General features: G+C 36.3%; 12 protein-coding genes. 7 read left to right on the top strand and 5 right to left on the bottom strand.

The window, feature by feature from the left end; genetic code table 11:
• The first annotated feature begins 168 nt into the window (after window positions 1-168).
• Window positions 169-900, top strand: a complete 732-nt coding sequence (gene chrR / locus NST76_RS01885) for a class II chromate reductase ChrR (protein ID WP_141905162.1) — start codon at window positions 169-171, stop codon at window positions 898-900.
• A gap of 205 nt (window positions 901-1105) precedes the next feature.
• Window positions 1106-1534 carry a hypothetical protein gene (locus tag NST76_RS01880; protein WP_036117773.1) on the top strand — a complete coding sequence of 143 codons (429 nt, stop codon included), beginning with the start codon at window positions 1106-1108 and terminating at the stop codon, window positions 1532-1534.
• A 42-nt stretch (window positions 1535-1576) separates the two neighbouring features.
• On the opposite strand, the gene NST76_RS01875 is transcribed toward NST76_RS01880, so the two are convergent.
• Complete coding sequence (locus tag NST76_RS01875) at window positions 1577-3256, bottom strand: hypothetical protein (RefSeq protein ID WP_036117776.1); 1680 nt, start codon at window positions 3254-3256, stop codon at window positions 1577-1579.
• Between the two features lie 131 nt (window positions 3257-3387).
• Between NST76_RS01875 and NST76_RS01870 the strand changes: the two genes are divergently transcribed.
• From NST76_RS01870 to NST76_RS01860, 3 genes are all read left to right on the top strand, one after another.
• The gene (locus NST76_RS01870) at window positions 3388-4038 is read left to right on the top strand and encodes a lysoplasmalogenase (RefSeq protein WP_036117779.1); all 651 of its coding nucleotides are present in this window, start codon (window positions 3388-3390) and stop codon (window positions 4036-4038) included.
• Between the two features lie 89 nt (window positions 4039-4127).
• The gene (gene pepT, locus NST76_RS01865) at window positions 4128-5357 is read left to right on the top strand and encodes a peptidase T (protein ID WP_271912205.1); all 1230 of its coding nucleotides are present in this window, start codon (window positions 4128-4130) and stop codon (window positions 5355-5357) included.
• 180 nt (window positions 5358-5537) lie between these two features.
• Window positions 5538-6500 (top strand): multidrug resistance efflux transporter family protein, encoded by a 963-nt coding sequence (locus NST76_RS01860; RefSeq protein ID WP_036117785.1) that lies wholly within the window; start codon window positions 5538-5540, stop codon window positions 6498-6500.
• Window positions 6501-6781: 281 nt separating this feature from the next.
• Here the strand turns inward: NST76_RS01860 and NST76_RS01855 are convergent, their stop codons facing one another.
• The gene (locus tag NST76_RS01855) at window positions 6782-7213 is read right to left on the bottom strand and encodes a DUF4395 domain-containing protein (RefSeq protein ID WP_058844788.1); all 432 of its coding nucleotides are present in this window, start codon (window positions 7211-7213) and stop codon (window positions 6782-6784) included.
• 118 nt (window positions 7214-7331) lie between these two features.
• On the opposite strand from NST76_RS01855, the gene NST76_RS01850 reads away from it, so the two are divergent.
• Window positions 7332-8042 carry a Fe-S oxidoreductase gene (locus tag NST76_RS01850; RefSeq protein ID WP_036117844.1) on the top strand — a complete coding sequence of 237 codons (711 nt, stop codon included), beginning with the start codon at window positions 7332-7334 and terminating at the stop codon, window positions 8040-8042.
• Between the two features lie 59 nt (window positions 8043-8101).
• On the opposite strand, the gene NST76_RS01845 is transcribed toward NST76_RS01850, so the two are convergent.
• Both NST76_RS01845 and NST76_RS01840 read right to left on the bottom strand, forming a co-directional pair.
• On the bottom strand, window positions 8102-8785 hold the full coding sequence (locus NST76_RS01845) for a hypothetical protein (protein WP_036117848.1): 684 nt from the start codon (window positions 8783-8785) through the stop codon (window positions 8102-8104).
• Window positions 8786-8796: 11 nt separating this feature from the next.
• Window positions 8797-9909: a dipeptide epimerase gene (locus NST76_RS01840; protein ID WP_340809882.1), complete on the bottom strand. Its 1113-nt coding sequence runs from the start codon at window positions 9907-9909 to the stop codon at window positions 8797-8799.
• 80 nt (window positions 9910-9989) lie between these two features.
• Here NST76_RS01840 and NST76_RS01835 point away from each other — a divergent pair, with 80 nt between their 5' ends.
• Window positions 9990-11231 (top strand): hypothetical protein, encoded by a 1242-nt coding sequence (locus NST76_RS01835; RefSeq protein WP_342544555.1) that lies wholly within the window; start codon window positions 9990-9992, stop codon window positions 11229-11231.
• A 62-nt stretch (window positions 11232-11293) separates the two neighbouring features.
• On the opposite strand, the gene nhaC is transcribed toward NST76_RS01835, so the two are convergent.
• Complete coding sequence (gene nhaC / locus NST76_RS01830; RefSeq protein WP_340809782.1) at window positions 11294-12742, bottom strand: Na+/H+ antiporter NhaC; 1449 nt, start codon at window positions 12740-12742, stop codon at window positions 11294-11296.
• Window positions 12743-12896 lie beyond the last annotated feature (154 nt).

Genomic DNA, 12896 nt, shown 5'->3' with positions numbered 1-12896 from the left:
CTATTTAGAATATTTAATCTATATTAAATGAAATATTTTACTTTACGAGATAATTTCTACATTTGTAAACTATTTAAATATAACTATCTATCTTTTTTTCATTCGATTTTGGCGACAAAGCGTGCTATGCTCTTGATATAAAGCACGCATAAAGGAGAGAGTTTTTAAATGGTTAAAGAATTATTACGCAATCATTCATCGGTACGTATTTATGATGGACAACCAATTTCAAAGGAAATCATCGAAGATTTGATCGCAACAGCACAAATGGCTGCAACATCCCATTTTGTGCAGGCCTATAGTGTTATATGGGTAACAGATGCAGATAAAAAAGAAAAATTAGGTTTACTCTCTGGTAACCCACGTCAATATGAAACTTCAGGTGGTGCATTTGTCTTCTGCGTCGATTTCAAGCGTCTTCAAATGGCAGGAAAATTAGAGGGAGTAGACATTGTGGCTGATTCAGCTGAAAATGTCCTTGTTGGTGTCGCAGATGTTTCATTGTTTGCACAGAATTTTGTTATTGCAGCAGAGTCAATGGGGTATGGAATTTGCTATATTGGAGGAGTACGAAATAAACCTTCTGAAATAAGTGAATTGTTTAATTTACCTGATCACGTTTTCCCATTATTCGGTCTGACAATCGGTGTCCCAGCTCGTCGCAATGAAGTAAAACCACGTTTACCTGTATCTGCCATACTACATGAAAATGAATACAATGTTGAAAAATATGAAGAGCTTTTACCAGCTTATAATGAGACAATGGAAATGTATTACAATAATCGTTCATCAAACAGAAAAATTGATAATTGGACTAAACAAATGGCTGATTTTTTAGTCGAACAACGACGTCCTCATATCAAAGAGTTTTTAGCTACAAAAGGATTTAACTGGAAATAACCAAATATAAATGGGGTTACTATCGTATGATTAGAACCCCATTTTTTTCATAATTTTATTACTCATCGATATTAAGGCTAGTGATTTTGTCTCGATATAGATAGTAAGTTCACCAATAAATTAAACGAAAAGCCTCTTCCCTTTTTCAGCTATTCCATTCATATTAATAAATGATCCCTAATGGATGAAAGGAGTTAAATGAATAATGTCCAATATCAATAAACATCTTGCTCGTACTTTAGAACAACAACATAAAAGAAGTGTAAGAGGTTTATTTTTAAAAATAGAGGAATTAAATAATGCATGTACACAGCTAAGAAAACGATTAGAGCCTAATGTTGATTTGACACTGTATAAACAGGCTATTGATTATGTTAATCAGTTCGTTTCCCATACCTCTATTCTCAACTTAAAATTTATTACCAATACACAAAATTTAGAAGTAGCTGTTTTACATACTCTTTTTTTATCCTATATTTTAGAACGCGAATCCACACATTCTTTTGCGTACGAAAATAGATTACTGCAAGGCTATTTACATGAAATCTTTACATTAAATGACCACGCAAAAACACTCTTTATGAACCATAAAGAAAAAATGCTAACTTTTATTCAAGAGGACAAATCCACATAATAAAAGACGATCTTGATATATCGAAGATCGTCTTTTGTTCTTTTATTGTAATCCCTTAATCATGAGGGATCGAACTGGCAAGAATTGTTCACCTGTATCGCCATATGTGAGAATGACCTCATCACCTTCTTGTAAATATATTGCTAAAGGCTCTGTTTCGGCACTAATTAAATAATTTTCACCATTATTTAATAAGAAAGATACCATTGTAAAATCACCTAGACGTTCTTTGTAAACACGCATTACCTTCCCGCTCACTTGTTTCTCTTCCGCATTTGAGCTACCATCTACTGTATTTCCTCCACGACTTAAGGCCGTTTTATATAGCTTTAGTGCCTCTTTAGGAGTAGTAGCATAAACAGATATTTCAGGATTGGCAGCAGACACGATGAAGTAGTTTTGTAAAAAGCCGTTGGAATCTAGCACCGCTGTCAGCCAGCTTGCTTCACCATAAAAGTTATATAACACTGGCATTTCACCAGTCCATTTTTTCTCAATAAATTTCTTCTCGATAATTTGTAAATTACCCTGTGAATCCATATAACTTGAATCTAAATTTCCTGTATAGTATGTGGCATCCCCTGTACGAGCATTCGTTAAGGAATAGCCTAACATTGAATCTACACCTTCTTTAGGGCTTGTAAAATCAGTAAAGTAATACATATCACCCTTCTCATCGAAAATTGGACTTACATTCGATTCTGTTCCTTCATCGGAAGGGATCTTTACATCCTTTTTACCAAACATACTGTTCCAAAAACCGTGAACATAATTACCAAAATAACTGTTTTGTAAACTTACTGTCTCTGGTGAAACTGCACCATCAATAAATTCAGGTATTTTGTCCAGTTCAACCGTTTCCGATTTCCCTGTTAGTGCATCAACTAAAACAATCCCTTTCACATCAAAGCCATTACGCGCGGTAATAAATTCACCATATGAACGAATGTAATAAGGCTTACCTTCATCATCTACTTCAAGCTGAACGTCTCCATAAAAAATAAGGAATGGATGTTGTAAACGCATATGACGTTCTAAATTAGCATTTAAATATGCAGAAGGAACATATTTCATTTCCTCTTTAACGAATTTAGGATTATCTGCAGAATCTGTGGCACTCATAATAAAGTAACCAGGTGTTGTATCCCCATTCATCCATTTAAAGAATCCTGAAAATTCAACAGGTGCGATATAAACATAATCACCCTTCACTTTTTGGATTTGTAAGCGTCCTAACTCATAGTAACTAGTGTTTGGCACTTGCCCGAAAGCTTTTTTCATTTTATTGCGAGCAAATTTCGGTGGTACACTTGCAGGTGTTTGTGTCTCATCGAATGGTTTTATTTCAACTTCTTCCTTCATTTCTGAGGATTCAAATTTTTCATTAGCATTCCATAGAGGAGCCGATAATACATACACAGCTACGCCTAAACTTGCTAAAAATAAAATACCTTTTATTTTCCGTTCAATACCACTTGCAAGCAGGGCGCCAGCTAACGTTAATAAAATAATAGCAGGCCAAAAAACAAGCCAGTTTACATCAATTTTTGTTACATATAGAGTGATTGCAGTAGCTAAAAATCCTAGTACAAAGACACCAATAAAAAAGTATCCAATCACCTTTCTTGATTTACCATCTTCTCGCTTCTTTGTAATAAGCGGTGTCACTAACACACTCGCGATCAATGCAATGACTGCAGAAGCTATCAGTAGCTTAGTCATTTGGTTCATCCTCTCTTCAGCTTTCTGTCTACTTATTTACGGTTACATACTAAAAAAGTTTCATACATACGTTGTACAGAAAGGAATTCTACCATAAATATTGAATTTCAAAAGGAAAGGAGCTGAAAAATTTGTTAAAAAAATTTCTAATAGGTTTCATTATTTTATTTGGTCTTTATTATATATTTCTCTTTTCCCATATTGCCGAAAGTTTAAAACTCATTTTTAAAGTGATTCCCATGTTGCTCATCATTATTTTAGCTGCGATTCAGAAGCCATTACATATTAAAAAATACCAACTTTTAATTATTGCTGGGCTTATATTTTGTATGATTGGGGACTATACATTGCAGTGGTTTTTAATTGGTCTGACTAGCTTTCTTATAGGTCATGTCTTTTATATTTTTGCTTTCTCTACCGCAAACGAGCGGCAAGTACCCACGTGGGCAAAAATACTCTTACTGCTTTACGGAGCGAGCATGGCCATCTGGATTGCAGGGTCTGTCTTTAAAACAGGTGAAACGATACTTGGTATCGCAGTGATTGCCTATATTTCAGTGATTCTCACTATGGGATGGACGGCCATAAAAACCGATTCTACATTGGCGACAATTGGTGCTCTGTTATTTATTGCTTCTGATTCTTATTTAGCTATTAATAAATTTGTCACGCCACTAGCTTTTTCACACGAAGTAATCATGCTAACTTATTATAGCGCTCAATTACTTATTGCATTAAGTATCCTTCAATATTCCGAAATCCGAAGTAAAGTGTTACAATAATATCAATTATGCCTTGGCATAATGCGCCCAGAATCAACTTTGTGAATGCACAAAGAATTTTAACATATACACATTAGGAGGCCATACTTATGAAAGAACAAGTAATCGAGCGATTAATACGCTATGCAAAAATTGATACACAATCAGACTTCACAAGCGAAACAACTCCTTCTACCCAAAAACAATTTGACCTGTTACATGTCCTGAAAGACGAACTTGCTGAAATTGGCTTAACAGAAATTACATTAGATGAAAATGGCTATTTATTTGCTTCATTAGAGGCTAATACAGATAAAGAAGTACCAACTATCGGCTTTTTAGCCCATGTTGATACAGCTACCGACTACACGGGCACAAATGTGAATCCACAGCGCATAGATAATTATGATGGTGGAGATATTCAGTTAAATGAACATTTAGTGATGTCCCCAACTGACTTCCCTGAGCTTAAAAATTACGTGGGTCAGACACTTATTACAACAGATGGCACTACGTTATTAGGGGCTGATGATAAGGCTGGTATTGCTGAAATTATAACAGCGATGGAATACCTCATTAAAAACCCTACTATTAAACATGGAAAAATTCGTGTAGCCTTTACACCAGATGAGGAAATTGGACGTGGCCCACATAAATTTGATGTTGCCGCGTTTGGAGCAGACTATGCCTATACAATGGATGGCGGACCACTTGGTGAGCTACAATACGAAAGCTTCAATGCCGCTGGCGTAAAGGTTGTTACAAATGGAACAAGTGTACACCCTGGTTCTGCGAAAAATAAAATGGTGAATGCTATCACAATGGCCATTGCCTTCCAAAATGAAATGCCTGCTGACGCAGTTCCTGAAAAGACAGAAGGTTATGAAGGTTTCATTCATTTAATGGGCTTTAAAGGGGCTCTTGAGCATACTGAGCTATCTTATATCGTGCGTGACCATGATCGTCAAAAATTCGAAGAGAAAAAACAATTAATGCTCGATACGGCTGCAAAAATTCAAGCACAATATGGCGAACATGCCCTAAGTATTACTATTGAAGATCAATACTACAATATGGGCGAAAAAATTGAGCCTGTAAAAGAAATTGTTGATATCGCACGTGCCGCAATGGAAAAATTAGATATTACACCAAATACCTTACCAATTCGTGGTGGTACAGATGGTTCACAATTATCCTATATGGGCTTACCAACACCTAATATTTTCGCTGGTGGCGAAAACATGCATGGTAAATTTGAATATGTATCTGCTGAAACAATGGAAAAGGCAACACAAGTTATTATTGAAATCGTTCAGCTCTTTGAACAACAAGCTAATTAGTCTATCTTATTTCTGATGAATTTTCGAGTAAGTTCAATGATTCTAGACTCACGCTAAAGAACAATACTCATCGTTACGAAGAAAGGCTTTTCCTTTCTTCGTCATTTTTTTAGCAATAATTACTGAATTTTCAATTTACATAAAGGGTTTAAGCTCTAAACTCAAATTGAGGTGAACGATATGAAAGAAATTGCCTTAGGCATTTTAGCTTCTCTTTTCTTTGCCGTGACTTTTATTTTAAATCACGCAATGGAAATGCAAGGTGGCAGTTGGCTATGGAGTGCATCACTAAGATTCTTTTTCATGCTACCCTTTTTACTTATCATTGTCTTTTATCGCAAAGGCTTTTCACAGCTTTCAGGTGAAATGAAAGCACAGCCTATAGCTTGGTTACTTTGGAGCTTTGTTGGATTTGTTTTATTCTATGCACCATTAACCTTTGCCGCAGCGTTTGGTCCAGGTTGGTTGGTTTCTGGCACATGGCAATTTACAATTGTTGCTGGTGTATTATTAGCTCCCCTCTTTGTTTCAGTTATTGCGGGTAAAACAATACGTCAAAAAATACCCTTCATATCTCTTCTAATTTCATGTGTCATCTTAGTAGGTATTCTACTTATACAAATACCTCATGCACAATCGGTTTCGTTTAGAAGTTTAATGCTCGGTATTTTACCTGTCATCGTCGCAGCATTTGCCTATCCTCTTGGTAATCGCAAGATGATGGAGATTTGTGGGGGACGGATCGATACTTTTCAACGAGTACTTGGTATGACCATTGCTTCAATGCCAGCATGGATCATCATAGCTATTTATGCCAGTCTTACAGTTGGACTGCCCTCAGCAAGTCAGATGTTCCAATCATTACTCGTAGGAATTAGTTCAGGTGTCATTGCAACAGTATTGTTTTTCATAGCAACCGATCGTGTAAGAGACCATCAAGGGAAACTAGCCGCTGTGGAAGCAACCCAATCAACAGAAATTTTATTTGTTATTATCGGTGAGGTTTTATTATTAGGTATTGCATTCCCTAGCCCTATTGCACTTGCAGGTCTGGGCGTCATCATCGTAGGTATGCTATTACATAGTTACTATACTATGATCATTGGGAAAAAAAATGCTGTTCAACAGAATATATCTTCCTAACAGTCCTTTTATGGGCTGTTTTTTTAGTAGGCGTAATAAATTTACCAACAAAAAAGACGACTCCATCCTATTAAATAGAATGAGTCGTCTGAGATTTTCACGTTCCCAAAAAATGAGGGGGGTTTTAGGAGCGTAATCATGAACTAGCAAACTTCTGGAGAAAAGTAGCTAAAGTTCATCCTCTCTACACTGTATTGTAGCGGAGGAATAATCTTTATACGATAATGATAATCATTATCAATTAAATTGTCAACAATAATCTAATAAAATTTTTCCCTTTTTTAAAAAGATTTTTTTAATGAACGACGGTACTGCCATTGCTTCAATTGAAAATGTAGAAAACAACCAATACAAAAACCTGCGATTGCGATAGATGATGCGATTGCCACCATGCTAGTAAAGATATAACCGACAACAGCCCAATTCAACATATAACCTAACAAGCCTACCCCTAAACAAAAGCTAGCAATGCTGGAATTAAATTTTTGCTGTTGTGCATCCTCTGGTATATAAGCAGATGGGGCCTTTTTTAGAAATAGCTTACCGACACGAATAATAGGGTTATAATGGCATATAATACCCAATAAATTTGCAGTCAGTGGAATGACTAGAAGCCATGTAACCCCTGTTAGCCATGTAAAGATAACACTTAAAAGAATGATCCATTGATTCAGTCGAACGAGTGGTCTTGGAATTGCATGAGGCACTGACATTCTAAAACCTACCTTTCAGATATGTTTAATTTATTTTACTGCATGACATTCCATTTGTGAAGCAAAATTGATTACTTTATAATGAAATTAACAGAGTTCAAAGGAAAAGAGGATTACCATGCCAGCTTTAACGATGGATCAAGTTCAACAATTAAATTCCTATAGCATCTACACAGCTGAACCTAAGCGGACTTTATTTACATTAGCTGATATACATAAAGATTTTTACCATCCTGATTTTTTGAACCTCATGATGGGTATAACAGATGCCGCAACAGAAACGGCCGCTATTTCTCATTTTGCTCGCCGCTATGGTATGTTCTTTGCTATGCAATTTTATATGCTTGCCGCTTATGATGAGGTATGGGATGGCAAGCCACTCGAATTACGTTTCGATGCTGCAAAGGAATTCAATAGCTTTACCGTTGCCATGTTCGCCAATCCAAATGATTGGCGTTATGTTGAGGAAGATGAACGTCAAGCGGTCATTGAGAAAATCCTTTATGATGGCCATGTGATTGTTCAACAGCTTCGTAAAGTAACATCGATTTCCCCTCTTACCATTTGGGAAAACTTCTTTGGTTATTTGCTATGGCACTATCATGTTTTGTTATCTAATCCAGGCTTGGCCGATCAAGCCATGGACGATATTGAAGCTTTAGAAAATCCAGAAACATGGGCACGCTTCTCAAATAAATCTTGGTGGGCGCAATATACAGGCTGTCAGAGCCCTACGAATTTAATCAATATTCCTGTTAGAAAATCTTGTTGTTTTTCTAAAGATATCCCTGGTTTAATGGCCTGTGGCTTTTGTCCAATGAAGAAATAATAGACTCTCGTAAAAAAGCCTTACCCTCCACCAATTTATGCGAAGGGTAAGGCTTTACTTTATTTTTCGTATACAACAAACCAATCATTGTTTTCTTCAAACATCCTCGTACCAAGAAAGCCTTGTTTTAGCAGTTGCTGTTGTGCGGCTGTATCCCCCATTGATATTATTTGTTTGTCAGTAAATACTGGGGACAATTCCTGTTGTAAGTCTTTATAGAAAATATAACGGAGCTTATCAACATATTTAATTTTCAAGCCTTTAATAACGAGATCTTGCGAAAATTTATCTTTTAAACTTGGTATATTATATGGCTTTACAGTGGAGCAAACATAATCATATTTTTCTAAATCAATCGCATTCATTACTACTGTAGCCAATGTTTTTTGTAAGCCATAACCTCGATATTTCGGTGAAACATTCGATATTTCTTGATATAAAACACGCTGAAATTCATTTTCCGTAATTCCACAATCATAGCCTAGATGTTCCTCATCAATAGGCGGATTTAACAGTGCTCGAAAGGCAATTAATTCGTCCTCTACATAAGCACCAATCATCATACCGTTGCCATTTAGAATATATTCAAATTCCTCTGTACTTAAAGGCTGCAAGATACTTTGATCTGCTAATGCTTCATAAACTTCAACCTGTAACTCCTCAATTTGTTGTAAATGCTGAGGTGTTAATTTTATGACAAAAAACGGCGTCTTATCAAGCATACCTTCATAAATCTTTTCCATATTACGCCTCCTTAGGCTGTTACAACAGTTGAGAACTTACATAGTTCCTGGATTACATCCTCATCCACTTCTACACCTAGCCCAGCCTGTTCATTTAAGCAAATAAATGGAACATCATAATGTAGATTCCCTACATCTTTAGAGAATTTTAGCGGGCCTGTTAATTCTACACTTGTCATAATTTTCTTAGAGAATGCTACATGAAAACCTGCAGCAGAGCCAACAGATGATTCTACCATGGAGCCAATTTGACATTCAATTCCCGCCATCTCTGCCATGACAGCTAGCTTCATCGCAGGGTAGATGCCACCACACTTCATTAACTTAATATTTACTTTATCAGCGGCACGCTTGGCAATAATTTCACGCATTTCACGTACACCACGAAGTCCTTCATCAATCATTAATGACACATCGGATTTTGATTTAATCTCAACCATTCCATCAATATCTTCACTATCTACCGGTTGCTCTAACCAATCAATGTTTAAATCCTTCATAGCACGTAAACCCTGTAAGGTAGTAGACGCATTGCCCCACCCTTGATTTACATCCACTCGGATAGCAATATCTTCACCTACACGTTCACGTACTGCTTTAATGCGTGCAACATCACGAGTTACCTCTGTGCCTACTTTCATTTTAAAAGAACGATAGCCCATTTCTACTCGATTAGCAGCCTCTTCTGCCATCTCTTCAGGCATCCCAATACTTAATACATGGGTAATTGGGAATTTGTCATGATAACGTCCACCTAAAAGTTGGTATACAGGGACTCCTAATGCTTTCCCAGTGATATCGAAGCAAGCAATATCAAGTGCTGCTTTTGCAGCTGGTACGTCTTTTACAATTTTATTCATTTTTTCGTGCAGCTTTTCAAAAGCCATTGGATTTTCTCCAATAACCGCAGGAGCAAGTTGATGTTTTAGCACAGCATATGTGCTTTCCCATGATTCCCCTGTTACATGCTCATCAGGAACTGCTTCCCCGTACCCCACAATACCTGTATCGGTAGTCACTTTTAAAATAATAGAAGGCATTGTATCATATGTAGCATAACTAATGATAAATGGATCAATTAGAGGTAAATGTATTGCAAAGATTTCTACTTGTTGGATTTTCATCATAATCAATCTCCCTTGTCGTTATATATGTCGTTAATACGTCGTTAAATATTTAAAAAAATAGAAAAGGAACGATGCCCATGTCTACCAAAATAGCGATTATTTGTTCTAAAGCATTTATGAATCGTATTATTAGTATCGCACAAAACATAGCCGATGTTCAATTAGAATTTTATCTTTACAACCACCCATCTGAAGCACCAACTTTAATGAAGCAAATTAAACCATGTGACGCACTGCTATTAGGAGGAACATTACCCTATTTACATGCCCAGTCATTACTTTCGGAAATCCCAATACCATGGAATTATATTAAACAAGATGAAACAGCCATTTCTACAACACTCTTATCACTAGTAGCCAAACATAGTGTAGCAATCGATAGAATTTCCATTGATGTCATGAATCCAGCATTCGTTTACAATGTTTTAACAGAAATAGAATATACTGGACCTAAGCCACATGTTCAGCATATATCGATTATAGAACCAACTGAACATATTTTACAGCGTCATATCACCTTGTGGAATGCCAAAAGTATAGAATTTGTCATTACAAGTATTCATAGTGTTTTCGATGAATTACAAGCACTTCACATACCCGCAATGCGTATGCTAGATACTACAAATTCTATTCTGCAATGTCTAGAAGAAACTAAATCCAAGTCATTACTAACCAAATCCGAAGCCTTTAAAGCCGTTGTCGGTCTATTAGAAATTCAGGGGGATTCTTCAATCGAATCAACTATTTTAAATCAAATTGCTAAGGCTACCTTTTCAACGTACAAGCAAATTGCTGCCCACACCTTTGAGCTCTACACAACCGCAGGTCATTTACAAAATGCACTAGAAAGGGAAAGCTTAGAAGAACTAATACAACAAATCGAACAACCATTTAAGCTAGCATTCGGTTATGGTTACTCCATTTTGGAAGCAACACAAAATGCACAGCAAGCTTTAACATTTACGAAGCCTTTCGAGATTTTCATTCTTGATGAACATAAAAATCTATTAGGACCTTTTCCGAATTCAGAAGGTAAAGTGTCTTTAAAAACAGATGATCCCTACGTTTTACAAATGGCCAAGCTAACAAGCCTCAGTCCATTAAATATCTCTAAACTAATCAATTTCAGCCATGATCGACAATCCGCACAATTTACATCACAAAATCTTGCTGAATATCTTCAAGTTACTCGACGAACAACCGAACGTATTATCAAAAAATTAGTTGATAATGGTTATGCAAACGTTGTCGGTGAGGAAATGACCCATCAACAAGGCCGCCCTCGTACCATTTATGAATTGAATTTTGCGACCTACTAAATGATGGCATCAAGAGAAAAAGCAATTCTCGTAGATAAACATGTATCTACGAGAATTTTATTTTAATCTGCAATCGCTACATTCTCAGAACTTTCTAGCTCTAATTCTTTTTTACGCTTCTCAGCTTCTGCTATTTCCTCTGGTGTTAATTTAACAATGGCAAATCCAATATATCCATAAATGATGGAGATAATAGGTACAGCAAAATTAAGAATGGCATATGGTGCGTACTCCATAGCACTTACACCTAAAGTGGCTAAAATAAATACACCACAAGTATTCCAAGGGAAGAAAACAGATGTTAATGTTCCCCCATCTTCTAATGCACGAGATAGGTTTTTAGAATGCAAACCACGTTGTTGATATACCCCCGCAAACATACGTGAAGGGACAACAATTGAAATATATTGCTCAGAACAAGTTGCGTTTGTTGTTACACATGCTGCAATAGTTGAAGCAATAAGACTTCCTGTAGATTTAGCAAACTTCACAATTACGTTCATAAGTGCTTTTAACATTCCTGAATACTCTAAAATACCACCAAAAGTCATTGCTACAATGGTCATTGAAACCGTATTCATCATTGAGTCTAAACCACCACGGTTAAATAAATCATCCACCATGTGATTACCTGTCGAGATTTCAAATCCAGCTTGCAATGCTTGTACAGCACTTGCAGCTGAACCACCTTGTACAAAAATTTGTAGTAAGAAACCTGAAACAATACCAATAATCAAAGCTGGAATTGCTGGCACCTTTTTAGCTACTAAAACAATAACACCCACTGGTACAAGTAATAGTAAAGGAGAAATGACAAAGCTTTCTTCCATCACTTTTAACGTTGTTAAAATTTCTTCTGATTTCATGGAAACATCTGCAAATTTTCTACCGAGAATTCCAAAAACAACAAGCGAAATAATTAACGCTGGAATTGTTGTATAAAGCATATGCTTAATATGCTCAAATAAATCTGTACCTGTTAAACCTGCTGCTAGATTCGTTGTATCTGATAGTGGTGACATCTTATCTCCAAAGTATGAACCTGAAATAACCGCACCAGCAATCATAGCCGCTGGAATACCCATACTTAAACCAATACCCATACCTGCGACACCAATTGTCGCCATCGTTGACCATGAACTACCAATAGCTAATGACACGATTGAACATAACACCATGATTGTCACTAAGAACCACGCTGGAGAAATTAATTTTAAGCCATAGAAAATCATCGTTGCTACGACCCCGCCGCCAATCCATGCCCCAATTGTCAAACCTACTAAAATAATAATGACAATGGCAGGTAATGCCAGTCGTATCCCCTTATACATCATTTCTTCAATTTCTGACCATTTGTATCCATGCATTTTGGCAACAATTGCTGCTACAGTTGTGCCAACAAGAAGAGGTACGTGAGGACTTTGCTCTAAAACAACTACTGTAATCAACATTGTAATAATCATAATTGCAAAAGTTAGTAGTGCCCAACCTGCATTAATATCCTTTTTCATTCTTCCATCCCCTTTTTTTGCACCAAATCCCATTTCGGTTTTTCAAAGACGCAAATAATTTTTTACGTTTTTTAGCTTAATATTCAAAAAATTAAAAGTCAACGCAAAAAATTTATGCCTCTCTAGCAAATCCCTTTGTTTTAGCGTAATAAAA

The sequence above is a fragment of the Lysinibacillus sp. FSL W7-1291 genome (assembly GCF_038593415.1).
GTDB lineage: Bacteria > Bacillota > Bacilli > Bacillales_A > Planococcaceae > Lysinibacillus > Lysinibacillus fusiformis_D.
Note: the sequence above shows the minus strand (reverse complement) of the source record. Positions and strands in the feature narration are given on the sequence as shown.